Origin of the sequence: Nocardia sp. NPDC060255 (assembly GCF_042727395.1) — a bacterium.
Classification (GTDB): Bacteria; Actinomycetota; Actinomycetes; order Mycobacteriales; family Mycobacteriaceae; genus Nocardia.
In genome coordinates this window covers 193,624-212,369 of sequence record NZ_JBHXAU010000012.1, presented here as the reverse complement: position 1 = coordinate 212,369, position 18,746 = coordinate 193,624, and the positions used below count along the sequence as shown (strand labels likewise).

Here is an 18,746-nt window from a genome sequence, read left to right as displayed (position 1 = left end):
AGGTGCTGAGCTTCTTCGGCCGCGATACGTTTGCCAAAGCGACTGCGCCGCTGGGCAAAGCGCTGGTGAGCACCGGGCTCACCCCGGACGCGGTGACGGTCATCGGCACCACCGCGTCGATCGCCGCCGCGGTCACCCTGTTCCCGACCGGACACCTGTTCTGGGGGACCATGGTGATCTGGTTGTTCGTCATGTTCGACATGCTCGACGGCGCGATGGCCAGGGCGCGCGGCGGCGGCACGAAATACGGTGCGGTGCTCGACGCCACCTGCGACCGGATGGCCGACGGGGCGATCTTCGGCGGCCTGGCGTGGTGGGCGGTGTTCCACGCGCACCACAAGCCGCTGTTCGCCGCGACCCTGGTGGTATTGGTTACCTCGCAGGTGATTTCGTACGCCAAGGCGCGCGCCGAGGCCAGCGGGCTGTCCGCCGACGGCGGGATCATCGAGCGGCCGGATCGACTGATCATCGTGCTGGTCGGGGCCGGGTTCACCGGGATCGGCGGGTACCTCGGCATCCATTGGCTCACCTACGCGGTGCATGTCGCGATGTGGGTCCTGGCGGTGCTCAGCATCGTCACGGTGTTCCAGCGGGTGCTCGCGGTGCGCAGCTCGCCGGGCGCGCGCGACGTGCTGCCGCTGGCCAAGCCGGTGGCGCGGCCCGAAAACCCCACGGCGGGACCGGCGAACGCGACGGAGCTGCCAACGTGAGACCGCCATATCGTGGCGGTGTGGTGCAGGAAACGGGGCAAAGGTCATGAGTATCGGGGAGCGGTTGAGCGACGTCGGCTACGCGGCGGGCTGGCGGCTGGTACGAGCACTGCCCGAGTCGACGGCGCGGCGACTGTTCGACTTCGGCGCCGATCGGGTCGCGCGCAAGGCGAACCGGGCGTTCCGGGCCGGTGGTGCGCCGAATCAGTTGCGGCGCAACCTCGCCCGGGTGGTCGGCGGGACTCCCGCGGACGTGCCGGACGAGCTGATCCAGGCGAGCGTTCGTTCCTATGCGCGATACTGGCGCGAGGCGTTCCGGTTGCCGTCGATGGATCATGCGGCGATCGGTGAGCTTGTGCTGGAAGGGAAGTCGCATCTGGAGGCGGCGCTGGCCGCGGGGCGTGGGGCGATCCTGGTGCTGCCGCATTCGGGGAACTGGGACATGGCCGGGGTGTGGCTGGTGCAGAACCACGGCACCTTCGCTACCGTCGCCGAACGGTTGAAGCCGGAGTCGCTGTTCGAGCGTTTCGTCGCCTACCGGGAGAGCCTCGGGTTCGAGGTGTTCCCGCTGACCGGCGGCGAACAACCGCCGTTCGTCCAGCTGGCGAAGCGATTGCGGGAGAACAAGGCGATCTGCCTGATGGGGGAGCGGGACCTGACCGGTCGCGGCGTCCCGGTCACCTTCTTCGGCGAGCGCACCTGGCTGCCCGCCGGTGCCGCCAAGCTGGCCATCGAAACCGGGGCCGTGCTGATGCCGGTGCACACCTGGTTCACCGAGGACGGCGCGGAGGACTGGGGAATGAAAGTCTATCCGCCGGTGGATGTTTCGAACGGTGTCGCGGCGGCCACGCAGGCCGTGGCGGATCGCTTCGCGGCCAATATCGCCGAGCATCCCGCGGATTGGCACATGCTGCAACCGCAGTGGGAAAGCGACCTGTCCGAGGCGCGGCTGGCCAGGATCGCCGCCGCGCAGCCGCACCATGACGAGCCTGCCGCGGCGGCGGGCTCGAACGGTACGGTAAACGTTGACACGACGGCCCATTCGGATGGCGCTCCATGAAGATCGGCATGGTCTGTCCCTACTCGTTCGACGTTCCCGGCGGTGTGCAGGCCCACGTGGTCGAGCTGGCCCGGGTTTTCATCGAACGCGGACACCGGGTGAGCGTGCTCGCGCCCGCCTCGGAGGACACCCCGCTGCCCGATTTCGTGGTGTCGGCCGGTCGCGCGGTCGCGATTCCCTACAACGGCTCGGTGGCGCGGCTGTCCTTCGGGCCGATGGCCTACACCAGGATTCGCCGCTGGATCGACGGCAACGATTTCGATGTGCTGCACATCCATGAGCCGAACGCGCCGAGCCTGTCGATGCTGGCGTTGAAAATCGCGGAGGGGCCGATCGTCGCGACCTTCCATACGTCGACCACTAAGTCGTTGGTGCTCAGTACTTTTCAGAGTGTGTTGCGGCCGTACCACGAGAAGATCAGCGGGCGGATCGCGGTCTCGGAGCTGGCCAGGCGGTGGCAGGTGGAGGCGCTCGGCTCGGACGCGGTGGAGATTCCGAACGGCGTCGACGTGCCCGCGTTCGCGCGCGCGCCGATGCTGCCCGGGTACCCGCGGGCCGGCCGGACCGTGCTGTTCCTCGGCCGCTACGACGAACCGCGCAAGGGGATGGACGTGCTACTCGGCGCGCTGCCCGAGCTGGTGCGCAAGCACAAGGAGCTGGAGATCCTCATCGTCGGGCGCGGAGACGAGGAGCGGCTGCGGCGCGAAGCGGGACCGCTCGCCGGGCACCTGCGCTTCCTCGGTCAGGTGTCGGATGCGGAGAAAGCGTCGGCGATGCGCAGCGCGGACGTCTACGTCGCGCCCAATCTCGGCGGCGAGAGCTTCGGCATCATCCTGATCGAGGCGATGGCCGCCGGAACCGCCGTGGTGGCAAGCGAATTGGATGCCTTCCGCCGGGTGCTGCGCGACGGGGCGGCGGGTGCGCTTGTGCCGGTGGGTGATTCGGCCGCCCTCGCGAAGGCCATCGACAAGGTGCTCACCGATGACAAGCACCGGGCGGCGTTGGTGGACACCGCGACTCAGGTGGTCGGCGAATACGACTGGCCGGTGGTGGCCGAACAGATCCTGCGGGTGTACGAGACGGTCACCGTCGGCGACACCAGGGTGCGGGCCGCCGGATGATCACCTTCTCCGCGACAACGGTTCTCGTCCTCGCGCTGATCGCGGCGGTCATCGTCGCGATCGGCCTCTGGGCCTACTCCACCGCCAACCGGCTCGACCGGCTGCACGTGCGCTCCGACCAGTCCTGGCAGGCACTGGACGCGGCGCTGGCCCGGCGGGCCGTGGTGGCCAGGTCGGTCGCGATGGCGGTCGCCGATCCGGTCGCCGACCCGGCACTGGCCGATCAGGGCAAAGTGCTTGCGCTGCTGGCCGATCGGGCCGAACGCGTCCCGCGCGCCGATCGTGAGACCGTGGAAAACCAGCTCTCCGGGGCACTTTCGACGATCGACATCGAGAAGTTGCGCCCGCAGCTGGTGGCCGAGCTGGCCGACGCCGAGGCACGCGTCCTCATCGCGCGCCGCTTCCACAACGACGCCGTCCGCGACACCCTCGCGCTGCGCACCCGCCGATCGGTGCGCATCCTGCACCTCGGCGGTACCGCGCCGCTGCCCACCTACTTCGAGATCACCGAGCGCGCCACTCCGGCCGCGTCCACCGGACTCACCGTCGACACCACCCGCACCACCGCACGCATCGTGCTGTTCGACGAAAACGACCGCACCTTGCTGATGCGCGGCAACGACCCCAAAACCCCCGACGTCTCCTTCTGGTTCACTGTCGGTGGCGGCGTCGACCCGGGCGAGACACTGCGCGACGCCGCCGTGCGCGAGCTCTACGAGGAGACCGGGCACAAGGCCGATCCGGACAGCCTGCGCGGCCCGATCTGGCGCCGAGTCGCCGTGTTCCCTTTCGACGGCGACCTCATCCGCTCCGAAGAACTCTTCTTCGCCCTGCGCGTGCCCGGCTACGAACCGCAGGCCACCAACCTCACCACCATCGAACGCCGCTCCATCACCGGCAACAAATGGTGCACCGCCGAAGACATCATCGGTTTGGACCGCTCCGGCGAAACCGTCTACCCCTACAACCTCGACCAACTGCTCCCCGAAGCCGCCGCGGCCGCCTCCGGCATCGCTCACCCCGAGGTCAGATCCATCCGCTGAGCGGGTGTGATGTGTTTCACCATCGTGCTACGGTCGCGACTGGATCGGCGCGGGCCGGGTAGTGCTTTTCGCAAGGCACTCGAATGCGGTGCCGCGGCCCTCGCCGGTGGTGGGGGAAATGCTCGGTGTGCGGAGGTACGTAGTACATGTCCTACCTGTTGTTCGATTTCCTGTTGCCGCTCATCGGGCCGGCCGCCGCCGAGTACTGGGCGCAGTTGCTGGTCGTCGGCCCGCTCTGAGCCGCCGCCGGAAGTTAGCGGGGGTGGGTGAAACCGCCCCGCTGCCCGGCGAATCCGTTCCCGTGGCTCGGACGACCGGTCCAGTGCGTCGCGGCGGCGGGCAGAACCGCTGGTAGGTGACAAGGCCAGTCATCTCCGACTGGCTATCAAGTGGCCTGGGTGGCACGCCTAGAATTGGGGCGATTCAATCCCTTGCGACCCGATTGGCGCAGATGACCCAGGAGTTTGCCGTGACGACGCCCGACACCACCCAGACCATCGGCACCGCCCGCGTGAAGCGCGGCATGGCCGAGATGCTCAAGGGCGGGGTGATCATGGACGTCGTCACCCCCGACCAGGCCAAGATCGCCGAAGACGCCGGCGCGGTCGCGGTGATGGCGCTGGAGCGGGTGCCCGCCGACATCCGCGCGCAGGGCGGCGTGTCCCGGATGAGCGATCCCGACATGATCGACGGCATCATCGCCGCCGTCTCCATTCCGGTCATGGCGAAGGCGCGCATCGGCCACTTCGTGGAGGCGCAGATCCTGCAGAGCCTCGGCGTCGACTACATCGACGAGTCCGAGGTGCTCACCCCCGCCGACTACGCCAACCACATCGAGAAGTGGAACTTCACCATTCCGTTCGTGTGTGGCGCCACCAACCTGGGTGAGGCGCTGCGCCGAATCACCGAGGGCGCGGCCATGATTCGCTCGAAGGGCGAGGCGGGCACCGGCGACGTCTCCAACGCCACCACGCACATGCGCAAGATCCGCGGCGAGATCCGCAGGCTGTCCTCGCTGCCCGCCGACGAGCTGTTCGTCGCCGCCAAGGAACTGCAGGCCCCCTACGAGCTGGTCCGCGAGGTCGCCGAGACCGGCAAGCTGCCCGTCGTGCTGTTCACCGCGGGCGGCATCGCCACCCCCGCCGACGCCGCGATGATGATGCAGCTCGGCGCCGAAGGCGTCTTCGTCGGCTCCGGCATCTTCAAGTCCGGCAACCCCGCCGAGCGGGCCGCCGCCATCGTCAAGGCGACCACCTTCTACGACGACCCGGACGTGCTCGCCAAGGTGTCCCGCGGCCTCGGCGAGGCCATGGTCGGCATCAACGTCGAGGAACTCCCGGTCGATCACCGCCTCGCCGAACGCGGCTGGTGACCTCGCGAGCGGTGTGAACTGAACAGGCAGGGACTCCGCCGGGTCCCTGCCTGCGCGCGTTTGCGGCCAAGAGCTGCACCTTCTCTCGGGACATGCACTCTCTATGGGGCCCTATTGCGAGTGCATGTCCCGAGAGAGAGTGCAGATTTTCAGTGGAATTGCGGCAGTTGCGGTACTTCGTGGTGTTGGCGGAGGAGTTGCATTTTCGGCGGGCGGCGGAGCGGTTGTTTGTTTCGGCGCCGACGCTCAGTCAGCAGATCAAGGTGTTGGAGCGGGAGATGGGTGGGGCGCTGCTGAGCCGGGAGCCGCGGGTCGAGTTGACCGCGGCGGGGGAGGTGTTGTTCCGGACCGGCAAGGAGGTGTTGCGGTCGGTTGATTCGGCGGTGCGGGAGACGCGGCGGGCGTCGGCGGCGGGGGCGCCGGTGGTTCGGTTCGGGTTGCTCAACGGTGTACCGCCTTGGCTCCCTTCGCGAATCGAGGAATTGCTGCCGTCCGGCACTCGGATGGTGCTGACCGGTGGCACCACTGCCGACCAAGTTCGGTTGCTCGATGACGACGAGGTCGATCTCGCGCTGGTGCGTGCGCCGGTCGCCCTGCCGGACCGCTTCGCCCAGCGGCCGATCGCCCGCGACGAACTCGGTGTGCTGATGTCCGCGGCGCATCCGCTGGCGACTTCCGACGAGGTCGAACCGGCCGACCTCACCGATCAGGAGCTGATCCTGTTCGCCAGAGAATCAGCCGCCGGACTTCACGACGAACTGTTGCGTGCGCTGCGGGAACGGGGCGCTCGGGTGCAGCTCAGCGAAAGCGCGATGGGCCACGCCCAAATGCTCACGGTGCTGCCCTTACGCCCGGACCTGATCGGCCTCAGCTCGTCGCGCGCCGCCGACCGCCCCGGCCTCGTCTGGCGCCCACTTCGTGGTGGCCCCTTGGAGGTCAACTACGCCGCGATCTGGCGGGTGCCTACCCGGAATCCGGCCGTGCGCGCCCTGGTCGAGGTGCTGGCCGCAGACCCACAATGGCGCGCGACGGCCGATCGAACCTGACTACGCTGCTCGCATGTTCAGGATCGAGATGTCGCGGAAATTCGCTGTGCGACAGGGTCTTCCGTCGCCGGTAAGGCGGGCTCGTGGGATTCCGACGAGGTCTACCGGCGAGCCATTCGAGGCTGAGTTGCGGATCGGCTTCGTCTTTGAAGACGATAAGCTCCGCCACCATGGCTGGTTCATCGACACCGATGAGCTCGACAACGTGATCGACGGATTGGTTGCCGAGTTGACGGCCGATATCTGGACCGAGACGTTCTCGTTCCGTCCGACTTTCGAGCTGGTCAGCCGGTGGGCTTATGAACAGCTGACAACCTCGGTACCGCAGCTTTCCTATGTCGAGCTGACGAACCTTTCGCTCGGCGTCGCGACCCGGTACAGCCGTAGCTGACCGACTCTTCTCCGTACCTCACCATCGTCTTACTGTTCTCACAATTGCGCTGGGTAGCTTCATATTTCGATGCCTGTCGACCATCGCGTCGGTAGCGCGTGCCGCATCACCGTCGATGTATCAGCCGAACGCAAAGGACGAGCAGTTGAAGCTTCGTAAGACCGGACGTATCGCGATCGCAGGCTTGGCCGTGGTTGCCGCGCTTGGCCTGACGGCCTGTGGGAGCGATGACAAGAAGGATCCGCCGAAGACCTCCAGTGTCACGACCAGCGCGACTGCCAACCCGAACCAGCCCGCCCCGCCGACCGTCGACGAGTTGAACGCGCTGCTGCAGAAGGCGCTGGATCCGTCGGTGCCCAGCGCGCAGAAGCTGGACCTGGTGCAGGGTATCGAGGCCGATCCGGAGCTGCCCAACCGTCTCGCCGAGGAGTACAAGAAGGCGGGCGCTCAGGTCACCATCACCGGGGTGACCGCTTTCGGCGACTCCGTCAGTGCGCAAGGGAAATTCACGATCAACGGTTCCGAGAACATGGTCGACGTGCCCTTCGTTCTCGACGGTGGCAAGTGGAAGGTCCAGAAGACCTGGGCCTGTGGCGCTCTCACCAACCTCAACCTGCAATCCCCGGCCTGCACCAGCTGACCTGCTGCGTTAGTTCGACGCTAACGCGAATTCGATAGCGCGACATGGACACTCGATCGGTGCGGTGGTCGGGTGGAGGCATGACAGATAGCGCAACAACAGAACGGGTCGTCATCGTCGGCGGCAGCTCCGGCATGGGATTGGCGTTGGCCGACGCGGTGGTGGCGGCAGGCGGGGAGGTCATCATCGCCAGCCGTTCGGCCGAGCGGCTCGCCGCCGCGGAACGCACCTTGTCCGATGGGCCGGGCAAGGTGCGTTCGATCGTCGTCGACATCACCGATGAGGCCGATATCGAGCGGCTGTTCACCGAGGTGGGTCCGGTCGATCACGTGGTGACCACCGCGGTCGACGTCGAGGGCGTGTATCAGCCCATCGCCTCGTTCGATGTCGGACTGGCGCGAAAAACCTTGGACGCCAAGCTGATCGGGCCCGCACTACTCGCCAAGCACGCCCGGATCGTCCCCGGTGGCTCGCTCACCTTCACCTCCGGCATCGCCGCCTACCGTCCCGGCCCTGGCTCCTCGATCGTCGCCGCCGCCAACGGCGCTCTCGAATCCCTCGCCTACGCCCTGGCCGTCGAACTCGGCCCCGTCCGCGTCAACGTCGTCTCCCCGGGCTGGATCGACACCCCGATCTGGGACACCATCGCGGGCGACGCCAAAACCGAACGCCACCAACAACTCGCGGCCCGCCTGCCGGTCGGCCGGATCGGCAAGCCCGCTGAAGTCGCCCAGGCCATGCTCGCCGCGATGCGCAACCCCTTCATCACCGGCACTGTCTTGCACGTCGACGGCGGCCACCGGCTCGTGTAGATCCTCGGTGAGTGGCACACGGCAGGTGTGCCACTCACGGGGCGAAGTGGGTGGATAGGCGGTCGCACAACGTCACCAGCTCGGTGGGGGTGATGCGAGGGGAGTCTCGCCACGAGTCGACGTCGGTCCACGGAGTGGTTGGCGGGGTGCCGATGGGGCGGGCGAAGATGTGCTGGTGGAAGTGGGCGACGGAGCGGCCGGTGATTGCGGAGAAGACGAATTCCGGTGCCAGCTCTTGTTGCAGAGCGTGGGCCGCTCGGGTGACTGCTACGCCGATGGCTGCGGCTTCAGGGTCGGTGAGGGTGGAGACGGTTGGAGTGTGCCGGCGCGTTTCCACGAACAGGTAGCCGGGGATGGGGGAGCCCTGGTCGAGGGGGCGATGCGTCACTACGACCAGTTCGTTCTCGAAGAGCACTGGGCCCACCAGTGGTCCGACGCCCCGATGCTTCGTGCAGATAGCGCATTCACTCCCCATTCGGTCACTTTAACGATGGTCACCGGGATCTGGCTGTTCAAAATCGGGAGGAAAATACATATAGCTACGTGGATATGCGCATTTAACTATTAGCAGGCAAAATGACGCTTTGGAAAAGAAAAGCAAGGACGGGCCTGTGATGTCGGCACCATCTCTGGGTGGGATCGGTCTGGTACTCGGGTATCGCAAGGCGGCGCGTAGTTGGCTCTCGGGGGTGAGGTGTGTCCGGGCGGGGCTGCCTAGCGTTGGTCCTGACGATCCGTGGAGGACGAAATGCGTAGGTACACCATTATTTTCGGCGCTGTTTGCGCTACTGCCGCACTGACGCTGTGTGCGTGCGGGACAGGGGATAACGCGGGTGCCGCGCCCCCACCCAGCTATACCGATACACAGAATATTCTGCAGCGGTTGACCACTGTCGACGGTGCACCGGGCGTCTTGCTCGAAGTGAACGATGCGCGCGGCCGGACGGTGTTGACGAGCGGCGTTGCGAACATCGGGACTCAGGCACCGATGGTGGGGGACAGTCGATTTCGCATCGGCAGCATGACGAAGATGTTCGTGTCCACTGTGGTGCTGCAACTTGTGAGTGAGCATCGGGTGGTACTCGACGCGCCGGTGGAGCAGTATCTGCCAGGAGTGGTCCGGGGCAACGGCAATGACGGACAGGTCATTACGGTGCGGCAGCTGCTGCAGCACACCAGCGGCGTGCCCGACTACCTGGCTTCGCTGAGTCAAGAGGAAGTCCTGAAAAATACTCTCGTACACCATGATCCGCTGGAATTAGTGAACCTTGCGCTGGCCGATCCGTCGCTGTTCACGCCGGGAACCGGCTGGTCGTACTCCAATACGAACTACCTGCTGGCGGGCATGATCATCGAGAAGGTCACCGGTCGGCCGTATGGGGTGGAGATCGACCAGCGCATCATCGGTCCGCTCGGCCTGCGTGACACTTCTGTTCCCGGAGACCAGTCGAGCATCCCCGGCGTGCATCCGCAGGGTTATGTCAAGCCGGGCGACGCCGCTCCCATCGATCTCTCCGAATTCAATCCGTCGATCGCGGGGGCCGCTGGGTCGATGGTGTCCAGCGCTGCGGATCTGAACCAATTCCTCGGTGCCCTCATGAACGGTCGCCTGCTGAATCCGCCTGAACTCCAGGAGATGATGACGACCCGGCCGACCGGCGATACCTTCAACGATGACTACGGGCTGGGTTTCCAGAGCACACCGCTGCCATGCGGTGGCTTGTACTGGGGACACGACGGCGGCATCTTGGGCTTCGAGACGTTGGGTGCGACCACGACCGACGGTCGCACCGCGACGATGATGGTCAATCTCGACCCCGGCCAGAGCGCGGCACAGGACGCGGATATCCGGGCTGCTCTCGCCACGGCGCTGTGTGCGAGCAGTCCGTCGAAACCCAAGCCCTGAACGCGACGATCCCGGACCGTCCCGTCATCGACACAGCACTTAGTCGACGCGCAGGGCCGGGCGGTCAGGGTGGTCCCATCGGGCGAAGAACGTTGGGGTGGTGTTGTTCTCGTGATTGTCGACGAGCGCGGGGATGGTCCAGTGGTCTTCGGGCGGGGTCGTTCGGCGCAGGGCTTGTGCCGACATGTCGAGGCGGACGGTCAGGTCGAACTGGAGGTAGTGGTCGAGCAGCATGGGGCCCGCGATGAGCAGGACGGTGTCCGCGGGGGCGGGGCGAATGGCGGCGCGGGCCGAGCGATCGGTCGCCTCGTCCCACAGGGCGGGCAGCCAGCGGCCGTCGGTGTGCAGCGCGTCGATGACCTCGCGGCGCAGCGCGTCGTAGTCGAACCACGCGGTGCGATAGGAGATGTCGTCGCGGCCGAACTCCACCCGCAGGGAGGCCGGGCGGACATAATCATGCAGCGAGACCACGTTCGCGGGTCTGCCGGTGTCGCGCAATGCGGCGGCGACCCGATCGGCGAGATCGACCGGCCGGGCGGCGTCGGCGCCGTCGATCGCGATCACCCGGTGGCCGGGCAGGGCGCGCAGGCGCTCGACGAGACGTTCGATGAGGACGTCCTGGGTGATCGGCACGAACTGTGGCACCGGTCCATCAGAGCAAACCGGGGGACCCGCCCTCGTCGGCGGCATGTGATCTTGCCGGGTGGCAGCGCATTGCTGGCCGATCACCTGACGGCCGAGGAGCAGGCGGGCGGTGTGGCGAGTTAATCTCAGCCCATGGCGACAATCGAAGAGGCGCTGGAGATAGAGCGGCTCGAGCGCGACATCTTCCGTGGCGCGTCCACGAAGACTCAGCTTCCGCGCACGTTCGGCGGACAGGTTGCCGGCCAGGCGCTGGTGTCGGCGGTGCGCACGGTCGAACCGCGGTATCAGGTGCATTCGCTGCACGGATACTTCCTGCGGCCGGGCAACCCGGACCAGCCGACGGTGTATCTCGTCGAGCGGATCCGGGACGGCCGCTCGTTCTGCACCCGCCGGGTCACCGGCGTGCAGGACGGTCAGGCGATATTCACCATGTCGGCGTCGTTCCACATCGGTGACGAGGGCCCGGAGCATCAGGATGTGATGCCGCCGGTGCAGCCGCCCGACGAACTCCCGGACGCCAGCATCACGATGAGCCCGGAGCGCCTGTGGGCGATGCGCGAGTGGGAACACTGGGACATCCGCACGGTGCCGCAAGACCAGGTGGCCCGCCGCGAGGGCGTGGTCTCCCAGCAGCAAGTGTGGTTCCGCTACCGCCACCCGCTGCCCGACGACCCGCTGTTCCACGTCTGCACCCTCGCCTACATGAGCGATATGACCCTGCTCGGCTCCTCGAAGGTAATCCACCCCGACGAGCAAACCCAGAACGCCTCCCTGGACCACGCCATGTGGTTCCTGCGGCCCTTCCGCGCCGACGACTGGCTCCTCTACGACCAGGCGTCCCCGTCGGCAGGCTTCGGCCGCGCCCTCACCGGCGGCAAAATCTTCAACCGCGAAGGCCAACTAGTCGCCGCAGTCGTCCAAGAGGGACTCATCCGCAACCTGCGCGACTGACCGCCACCGACGCCGCGCACATCATGGCGCGCGGCGTGCGAATTCGTCATCGAATCGTTGCGCAGCAGGCGAATTGATGCGCGGCGCCGTGTCCGTCGACAGTCTTGGCTCGCAGTATTCGCGGCGGACCGGGCCGCTCGGCGTAGGTTCGCCGCGCGCATCGTGGTGCGCGGCGCATGAATTAGTCAGCGAATCGGTGCGCGGGTGGAAGGTTAGTGCGCGCGAAGGGGATTCGTGCGCGGGGAGTTGTCGACTGCGGTGGTGTGCGTGTGGCCGACGCACACCACCGCGGCCGCCTGAATTCGATCAGGTTTCAGCCCACCTGGACGCGCAGGTGGCAGACTACTGTGTCGGTCATACGGCGCAGGACGCGTTCCAGTTCGTCGCTGCGGTGGCTGGGCAGCACGCGGTTCCAGCCGACCGGCGGATCGACCTCGGCGATGACGACGACCTTGCGGCGGCCTTCGAAGTTCTCGCTGACGTAGCGCGCCACCGGGCCGCCGACTGTCGCGTCGCTGTCCTCGAGGAGCACCAGTCGCACGTCCGGGTGCCAGGCCTCCCATGCCTTGGTGAACGCCTTGACCGACTCGCCCGGCAGGCAAACATGCACCGCGACAACGTCTTTGCCGATCGAGAGCGCCGCGGACAGTGCCTCGCAGCTCAAGTCGGAAACCTCGGACACCGGCACCACGATGACGGCGTCACGCGGCCGCGGCGGGGGCGGTACCTCGTCGGACCGGCGGAACGCGCCGATCTTGCCGTAGGTGTCGCGAATTCGTTCCATCCCGACCACCAGCGCGGGCAGGATCAGCACGATCAACCAGGCGCCTTCGGTGAATTTCATTGCGGTGGTGACGATTGCGGCGATGAAGGTGAGCAGCGCGCCGAATCCGTTGAGCGCCATCCGCCACTGCCAGCCGCCGGTCCTGGCCAGCAGCCAGTGCCGCACCATGCCGACCTGCGCGATGGTGAATCCGACGAATACGCCGATCGCGAACAGCGGGACCAGCGCGTTCATATTGCCGTTCGCGCCGATCAGCAGCGCGCCGGCGGCGACGGCGAGGGTCAGCACGCCGTACCGATAGACCTGGCGTGGCGAGCTGACCGCGAACCGGTGCGGCAGGCAGTTGTCGTCGGCGAGGATCTTGGTCAGCGTCGGCAGCCCGCCGTAGGAGGTGTTGGCGGCCAGTGCCAGCAGGATCACGGTCGCGAATTGGACTACGTAGTAACCGATTCCGTGTCCGAGCGCGGCCTCGGTCAACTGGGAGAGCACCGTGGTGCCGTCGATCGGGTGCACCTCGAACTTCTCGATCAGCAGGGCGAGCCCGATCAGCATGATGCCGAGCAGCGCGCCCAGCGCGACCTCGGCCCGTTGCGCGCGAACGACTTTCGGCGCCTCGAAGCTGGGCACCGCGTTCGCGATCGCCTCGACACCGGTCAGCGCGGCGCAGCCGCTGGAGAAGGCCTTGAGCAGCAACAGAACTCCAACCGTGTGCATGTCGAGCACGGTCGCGGCGCCGGCGCTAACGCTCGAGGGCTCCGAACGCAGCAGTCCCGCGATGATCACCGTGAAGATGCCGACCACGAAGACGACGGTCGGCACCATGAACGCGCGGGCGCTCTCGGTGATACCCAGCAGATTGAGTGCGGTGATGCCGACCAGGATCGCCAGGCAGATCCACAGCGTGTACGGCAGCAACGCGGGAAACGCCGAGGTGAGTGCGGCGACACCGGCGGCGATCGACACCGCCACGTTCAACACGTAGTCGATGATCAGCGAGGCCGCCGCGGTCAGGCTGGTGCGATGCCCCAGATGCGCCTTGGCCACCGCGTACGCGCCACCGCCGTTCGGGAACGCGGCGATCACCTGGCGGTAGGAGGCGACCAGCACGGCCAGCAGCGCCGCGATCGCCAGCGTCACCGGCAGGGTCAGGCCGAGGCCCGCGCCGCCCGCGGTGGCCAGCACCAGCACAATGGCTTCCGGGCCGTAGGACACCGACGCCATCGCATCGAGGGAAAGGCCGGCCAAACCGGTCGGGACGGTGAGTCCGCGGCGGGGCCTGGCGGTATTCGCATCTCCGCCCGGTGCAGGCACCTTGCGCGGCAACACAGCTATCACTTCGATAGTGTCGGCCTGTCGCGGCCGGATTACTCCGGCGTTGACGGAACCCTGACGGCGACCGTGAGCAGGCGCACATCGCCGCGGCTCGTAAACTTTCCGACGTGAACGCTTCCCCGGTCGCCGCACCCGCCGCCGACCTCGCCCCGACCGGCCCCACCATCGGCGTGCTGGCCCTGCAGGGCGACGTGCGCGAGCACATCGCGGCCCTGGCTCATTGCGGCGCCGAACCCGTACTGGTGCGCCGCGCGTCCGAGCTGGCCGCGGTGGACGCGCTGATCCTGCCGGGCGGCGAATCGACCGCCATCAGCAAGCTGCTGGAGGTCTTCGAACTGCTCGAGCCGCTGCGCGCGCGGCTGCGAGATGGCATGCCCGCCTTCGGTTCCTGCGCGGGCATGATCCTGCTCGCGAGCGAGGTGCTCGACACCCGCCCCGACGCGCAGCACCTGTCCGGCATCGATATGACGGTGCGCCGCAACGCCTTCGGCCGTCAGGTCGATTCGTTCGAGGTCGATCTGGATTTCACCGGACTCGACGACGGTCCGATGCGCGCGGTCTTCATCCGGGCGCCCTGGGTGGAGCGCGCCGGTGCCGGCGTCGAGGTGCTGGCGACCGTACCCGGCGGACCGTTCGCGGGCCGCATTGTGGCAGTGCGGCAAGGCAACGTCCTCGCGACCTCGTTCCACCCGGAGGTAACCGGCGATCTGCGGGTGCACCGGATGTTCGTGGACCTGGTCCGGGACGCGTAGTTCACGCGCCGTTCAGACCGTCATGACCGGCCGAGTAGGCTGGAGAAGTTGTTCGTCCGGCCGGGCCGGTACGGTACACACCACCAAACGTGCCATCGACCTGAAGGAAGTAGGGAATGAGCGGCCACTCCAAATGGGCCACCACCAAGCACAAGAAGGCGGGGATCGACGCGAAGCGCGGCAAGCTCTTCGCCAAGTTGATCAAGAACATCGAGGTGGCGGCCCGCACGGGTGGCAGTGACCCCGGAGGCAATCCGACGCTCTACGACGCCATCCAGAAGGCGAAGAAGTCGTCGGTGCCCAACGACAACATCGAACGTGCCCGCAAGCGCGGCGGCGGTGAAGAAGCCGGCGGCGCCGACTGGCAGACCATCATGTACGAGGGCTACGGCCCCAATGGTGTCGCGGTGCTGATCGAATGCCTCACCGACAACCGCAACCGCGCCGCGGGCGAGGTGCGTGTCGCGATGACCCGCAACGGCGGCAACATGGCCGACCCGGGTTCGGTGTCCTACCTGTTCCACCGCAAGGGCGTCGTCACGCTGGAGAAGAACGGCCTGTCCGAGGACGACGTCCTGATGGCCGTGCTCGACGCGGGTGCCGAGGAGGTCAACGACCTCGGCGACTCCTTCGAGATCATCAGCGACCCGAGCGACCTGATCCCGGTGCGCAAGGCGTTGCAGGTCGCCGAAATCGACTACGACTCCGCCGAATCCGGCTTCCAGCCATCGGTGTCGGTCGAGGTCGACGCCGACGGTGCCCGCAAGGTGATCAAGTTGGTCGACGCGCTCGAGGACAGCGACGACGTGCAGAACGTGTACACGAACGTTGATATCTCGGACGAGATCCTGGCGCAGCTGGACGACTAGTCCGGCAGCGCTTCGTAGTACTGCTTCATCGAGGGGTAGTAGTCCTCCCACTCGGGGCGGTCCGCATCATCGCGGGCCGCCCGGAGTGCGTCCAGGTAGAACTCCCAGCCGGGACCGACCTCGGCGATCGGCGCGTCGGGCTCCAGGTGATGGGTGAAGACGAGCTCGGTGACGCCGTCGGTCTCGGTGAGGACCGCTTCGAGGCGCCAGCTGCCATAGCTGTCCTTGGTGGTGATCGAGAGCCGCCGCGGTGGTTCGCATACGTCGATGTGGGCGTTGCACCAGGGCGCGCCTTCCTCGTGCACCATCTGGATCTTGATGTTCCCGCCGGTGCCAGCTTCGCCCTCCCATGGGCCGAACCAGCGTGCGGTGCGGTCGGATTCGGTGACGCTGGCCCACACGTCCTCGATCGGCGCGCGATAGGTTCTGGTCAGGATCAGATCGCGCTTACCGTCGGTGCGGTCGAGGCGGCCGTTGGGTCGGTTGGTCATCCCGTGTGTTCCTTCGGGTTACGGTCGGCCGGTGCCGCGCGGTGCTCGCGACGCGTGCGGTAGACCTCGGTGTCGAGTGCGTCGAGCCGGTGCTCCCACGCGGTGGGCGTGTCGAAGCGGGCGATCCAGTCGGCTAGTTCGGTGAGCGGTGCCCGATCGAGCACGTAGTAGCGCTGCCTGCCGATGAGTTCGTCACGGACCAGGCCGCTTTCGCGCAGGACGCGCAGGTGCCTGCTGATCGCCGGTCTGCTGATCGCGAACTGTCCGGCGATCTCACCGGCGGTGAGCCGGGCGCCGCGCAGCAACGTCAGGATCTCCCGTCGCACCGGATCGGCGATCGCGCTCGCCACTTCGTCCACCCGTAAAGCGTAACCAGCTGGTTACGCATCTGTCCATGGGTTGCCCGCTGTTGCCTGGGCGGGCAAGGAGAAGGCGGCCGGTCGGTGATCCGACCGGCCGCACAGGACGATTATTCGCGCGTCACTTCGGGAGTTCGGTCCGGCTGGACCACTCGTAAACACGCAACCGCCCCTCCGGGGTGTCCTTCTCCTTGCGGGTCACCTTGAAGTGTTCGTAACCACCCTTGAACGGGACTTTCAACTCGATTCCCGGCGGGGTGATGGGAACGATGCGCGCGGGCATGTCTTTCGGCCCGCCCTCGAGGACAGCCTTCACAACAGTGCTCATCATCGGATGGTAGAAGCGTGACCGCCCCGATTTCGCGGATTCACCGAAGCGCCGCGCGGAAAAAGTTTCGGCGTCAGGGCACAGTGACAACCAGTTTGCCGACGGTACGGCCGGTGTCGCCCAACGCATGCGCCTTCGCGGTGTCCGCGAGCGGGAAGGTGCCCGCGATCGTCGGCCGCAACGTGCCGGACTCGACGAGCCCGGACAACGCGACCATGCCCGCCTGGTCGTCCTCCACCAGCATGCGCAGCGCGCGCACGCCGAGCTTGCTCGCCGCGCCCGCCAGATCGGCCTCGCCGGTCGGGCGCAGCGTGACCAGCAGGCCACCCGGGCGCAACGTGCGCAGCGACTGGACGCTGTTGTCGTCACTGATCGAATCCAGCACCACGTCTACGTCGCGAACCGCATCGGCGACATCGGTTGTGCGGTAGTCGATCACCTCGTCCGCGCCGAGGCCGCGCAGGAATTCGTGATTGGGCGCGCTGGCCGTGCCGATGACGTAAGCGCCGCGGGCCTTGGCGATCTGGACGGCGAAGTGCCCGACGCCGCCCGCGGCCGCGTGGATCAACACCCGCTGGCCTGCCTGCAGGTCGGCCAAGTCGACCAGGGCCTGCCAGGCGGTGAGTGCGGCCAGTGGGATCGCGGCGGCCTGCACATGATCGAGGCTCGCGGGTTTGCGGGCGAAGGCGCGGGCCGGGCCGACGACGTACTCGGCGGTCGCGCCGTGGCCGTTCGGGTACGGGAGCATGCCGAAGACCTCGTCGCCGGGTTGATGCAGGGCCACGCCGATGCCGGTTTCGGCGACCTCGCCGGAGACGTCCCAGCCGAGCACGAAGGGCGGCGGGGGGAGGAAGGCGTTCGCGTTGGCCCGGTGCTTCCAGTCGGTCGGGTTGAGCCCGGCGGCACGTACCCGCACGAGAATCTCGCCGGGACCGGGGACCGGCCGGGGGAGTTGCACCTCGGTGAGGACCTCGGGGCCACCGAGGGTGTCTTGACTGATCGCACGCATACTTTCGCTCATTGCACTGAGTTTGCCGCTCCGGCTTCGGCCAGGAAATGGCATGATTGCCATTCTTCGATATGATCGTGCCATGGCGTCTTCGGTTCATCTGATCGCGGTGCTGGCGCTCGACGGGGTCTATCCGTTCGAGCTCGGCATCCCGAACCGGGTATTCGGCAGTGCGGGCGGCCGCTACGAGGTGCGTACCTGTTCGCTCGACGGTCGGCCGGTGCGCACCGTCGCGGACTACTCGATTTCCGTCGCGCACGACAGCGGCATCATCGACACCGCCGACACCGTGATCCTGCCCGCGTGCGACATCACGATGACCCTCGGCGGCGAGCTGCCCCAGCCCGTGCGCGACGCGCTCGCCCGGATCCGGCCCGAGGCCCGGCTCGTCGCGATCTGCACCGGCGCGTTCGTCGCGGCGGCCGCCGGACTGCTCGACGGGCGCCCGGCGACCACACATTGGAACGAGGCCGACCTCTTCCGCCGGACGTTCCCGCGCGTTCGCCTCGACCCCGACGTGCTGTATGTCGACGACGATGACATCCTCACCTCCGCAGGCGCGGCGGCCGGTATCGACGTGTGCCTGCACCTCGTACGCCGCGACCACGGCAGCGCGGTCGCCAACGCGGTGGCCAGGCGCTGCGTCATGCCGCCGTGGCGCGACGGCGGCCAAGCCCAGTACATCGAGCAGCCGGTACCGCCGTCCACCTCGGCGGGCACGGCCGCCGCCCGGCAGTGGGCACTGGAAAACCTGCACCTGCCACTCACCGTCGACGAACTCGCCGTCCGCGCCCGCATGAGCAAACGCACCTTCGCCCGCCGGTTCAGCGAGGAGGTCGGAATGAGCCCGGGCCGCTGGCTGATTCAACAGCGCCTGTTCCGCGCCCGCCACCTGCTCGAATCGACCGACATGACGGTCGACCGCATCGCAGGCGAGGTCGGCTTCGCCACCGGAACCTCGTTGCGCCAGCACCTACACGAGGCAATCGGCGTCTCACCCCAGGCCTACCGCCGCACCTTCACCCGAACTCTGTCGCCAGCTTGACGCCGAACGCCCGATCTCGAATCACGCTGTCGCCCTGAGGCTCCCGAGCGTAGAACCGCCAGTCGGACGGCCGTCGGACC

21 protein-coding genes are annotated in these 18,746 nt (G+C 67.2%); 14 read left to right on the top strand and 7 right to left on the bottom strand.

Annotated features, from left to right (window positions below):
* Window positions 1-2: 2 nt before the first annotated feature.
* From pgsA to ACFWF1_RS22975, 9 genes are all read left to right on the top strand, one after another.
* Entirely contained in the window at window positions 3-710 is a 708-nt protein-coding gene (gene pgsA / locus ACFWF1_RS23015) for a phosphatidylinositol phosphate synthase (RefSeq protein WP_379287299.1), read from the top strand.
* A 46-nt stretch (window positions 711-756) separates the two neighbouring features.
* Window positions 757-1,770 (top strand): phosphatidylinositol mannoside acyltransferase, encoded by a 1,014-nt coding sequence (locus ACFWF1_RS23010; RefSeq protein WP_379287301.1) that lies wholly within the window; start codon window positions 757-759, stop codon window positions 1,768-1,770.
* Window positions 1,767-2,891, top strand: coding sequence for a glycosyltransferase family 4 protein (locus ACFWF1_RS23005; RefSeq protein WP_379287303.1), 1,125 nt, complete (start codon window positions 1,767-1,769; stop codon window positions 2,889-2,891). The genes ACFWF1_RS23010 and ACFWF1_RS23005 overlap by 4 nt, the downstream gene beginning before the upstream one ends.
* Window positions 2,891-3,934, top strand: coding sequence for an NUDIX domain-containing protein (locus ACFWF1_RS23000; protein ID WP_379287538.1), 1,044 nt, complete (start codon window positions 2,891-2,893; stop codon window positions 3,932-3,934). The genes ACFWF1_RS23005 and ACFWF1_RS23000 overlap by 1 nt, the downstream gene beginning before the upstream one ends.
* 469 nt (window positions 3,935-4,403) lie before the next feature.
* Window positions 4,404-5,306: a pyridoxal 5'-phosphate synthase lyase subunit PdxS gene (gene pdxS, locus ACFWF1_RS22995; RefSeq protein ID WP_357379152.1), complete on the top strand. Its 903-nt coding sequence runs from the start codon at window positions 4,404-4,406 to the stop codon at window positions 5,304-5,306.
* 152 nt (window positions 5,307-5,458) lie between these two features.
* The gene (locus ACFWF1_RS22990; protein ID WP_379287306.1) at window positions 5,459-6,352 is read left to right on the top strand and encodes a LysR family transcriptional regulator; all 894 of its coding nucleotides are present in this window, start codon (window positions 5,459-5,461) and stop codon (window positions 6,350-6,352) included.
* Window positions 6,353-6,365: 13 nt separating this feature from the next.
* Window positions 6,366-6,743, top strand: a complete 378-nt coding sequence (locus tag ACFWF1_RS22985) for a 6-carboxytetrahydropterin synthase (protein WP_379287308.1) — start codon at window positions 6,366-6,368, stop codon at window positions 6,741-6,743.
* A gap of 145 nt (window positions 6,744-6,888) precedes the next feature.
* Window positions 6,889-7,383, top strand: coding sequence for a hypothetical protein (locus ACFWF1_RS22980; protein WP_379287310.1), 495 nt, complete (start codon window positions 6,889-6,891; stop codon window positions 7,381-7,383).
* An 80-nt stretch (window positions 7,384-7,463) separates the two neighbouring features.
* Window positions 7,464-8,195, top strand: a complete 732-nt coding sequence (locus ACFWF1_RS22975; protein WP_379287312.1) for an SDR family oxidoreductase — start codon at window positions 7,464-7,466, stop codon at window positions 8,193-8,195.
* Between the two features lie 34 nt (window positions 8,196-8,229).
* On the opposite strand, the gene ACFWF1_RS22970 is transcribed toward ACFWF1_RS22975, so the two are convergent.
* Entirely contained in the window at window positions 8,230-8,610 is a 381-nt protein-coding gene (locus tag ACFWF1_RS22970) for an HIT family protein (RefSeq protein WP_379287314.1), read from the bottom strand.
* A 321-nt stretch (window positions 8,611-8,931) separates the two neighbouring features.
* On the opposite strand from ACFWF1_RS22970, the gene ACFWF1_RS22965 reads away from it, so the two are divergent.
* The gene (locus ACFWF1_RS22965) at window positions 8,932-10,101 is read left to right on the top strand and encodes a serine hydrolase domain-containing protein (RefSeq protein ID WP_379287315.1); all 1,170 of its coding nucleotides are present in this window, start codon (window positions 8,932-8,934) and stop codon (window positions 10,099-10,101) included.
* 39 nt (window positions 10,102-10,140) lie between these two features.
* Here ACFWF1_RS22965 and ACFWF1_RS22960 read toward each other — a convergent pair whose 3' ends face one another.
* Entirely contained in the window at window positions 10,141-10,746 is a 606-nt protein-coding gene (locus ACFWF1_RS22960; RefSeq protein WP_379287316.1) for a hypothetical protein, read from the bottom strand.
* A 132-nt stretch (window positions 10,747-10,878) separates the two neighbouring features.
* Here ACFWF1_RS22960 and ACFWF1_RS22955 point away from each other — a divergent pair, with 132 nt between their 5' ends.
* The gene (locus tag ACFWF1_RS22955) at window positions 10,879-11,697 is read left to right on the top strand and encodes an acyl-CoA thioesterase (RefSeq protein ID WP_379287318.1); all 819 of its coding nucleotides are present in this window, start codon (window positions 10,879-10,881) and stop codon (window positions 11,695-11,697) included.
* A gap of 313 nt (window positions 11,698-12,010) precedes the next feature.
* Here ACFWF1_RS22955 and ACFWF1_RS22950 read toward each other — a convergent pair whose 3' ends face one another.
* The gene (locus ACFWF1_RS22950; protein WP_379287540.1) at window positions 12,011-13,702 is read right to left on the bottom strand and encodes an APC family permease; all 1,692 of its coding nucleotides are present in this window, start codon (window positions 13,700-13,702) and stop codon (window positions 12,011-12,013) included.
* A gap of 218 nt (window positions 13,703-13,920) precedes the next feature.
* Between ACFWF1_RS22950 and pdxT the strand changes: the two genes are divergently transcribed.
* Entirely contained in the window at window positions 13,921-14,565 is a 645-nt protein-coding gene (gene pdxT / locus ACFWF1_RS22945; RefSeq protein WP_379287319.1) for a pyridoxal 5'-phosphate synthase glutaminase subunit PdxT, read from the top strand.
* A gap of 116 nt (window positions 14,566-14,681) precedes the next feature.
* The gene (locus tag ACFWF1_RS22940) at window positions 14,682-15,434 is read left to right on the top strand and encodes a YebC/PmpR family DNA-binding transcriptional regulator (protein ID WP_379287321.1); all 753 of its coding nucleotides are present in this window, start codon (window positions 14,682-14,684) and stop codon (window positions 15,432-15,434) included.
* Here the strand turns inward: ACFWF1_RS22940 and ACFWF1_RS22935 are convergent.
* From ACFWF1_RS22935 to ACFWF1_RS22920, 4 genes are all read right to left on the bottom strand, one after another.
* Complete coding sequence (locus ACFWF1_RS22935; protein WP_379287322.1) at window positions 15,431-15,925, bottom strand: SRPBCC family protein; 495 nt, start codon at window positions 15,923-15,925, stop codon at window positions 15,431-15,433. The two genes, ACFWF1_RS22940 and ACFWF1_RS22935, sit on opposite strands and share 4 nt — an antisense overlap.
* Window positions 15,922-16,284: a metalloregulator ArsR/SmtB family transcription factor gene (locus ACFWF1_RS22930; protein WP_379287324.1), complete on the bottom strand. Its 363-nt coding sequence runs from the start codon at window positions 16,282-16,284 to the stop codon at window positions 15,922-15,924. The genes ACFWF1_RS22935 and ACFWF1_RS22930 overlap by 4 nt, the downstream gene beginning before the upstream one ends.
* 121 nt (window positions 16,285-16,405) lie before the next feature.
* Window positions 16,406-16,612 carry a DUF5988 family protein gene (locus ACFWF1_RS22925; protein ID WP_150406073.1) on the bottom strand — a complete coding sequence of 69 codons (207 nt, stop codon included), beginning with the start codon at window positions 16,610-16,612 and terminating at the stop codon, window positions 16,406-16,408.
* 73 nt (window positions 16,613-16,685) lie between these two features.
* Complete coding sequence (locus ACFWF1_RS22920; RefSeq protein ID WP_379287326.1) at window positions 16,686-17,633, bottom strand: NADP-dependent oxidoreductase; 948 nt, start codon at window positions 17,631-17,633, stop codon at window positions 16,686-16,688.
* A 70-nt stretch (window positions 17,634-17,703) separates the two neighbouring features.
* Here ACFWF1_RS22920 and ACFWF1_RS22915 point away from each other — a divergent pair, with 70 nt between their 5' ends.
* On the top strand, window positions 17,704-18,666 hold the full coding sequence (locus tag ACFWF1_RS22915; protein ID WP_379287328.1) for a GlxA family transcriptional regulator: 963 nt from the start codon (window positions 17,704-17,706) through the stop codon (window positions 18,664-18,666).
* The last annotated feature ends 80 nt before the right edge of the window (window positions 18,667-18,746 follow it).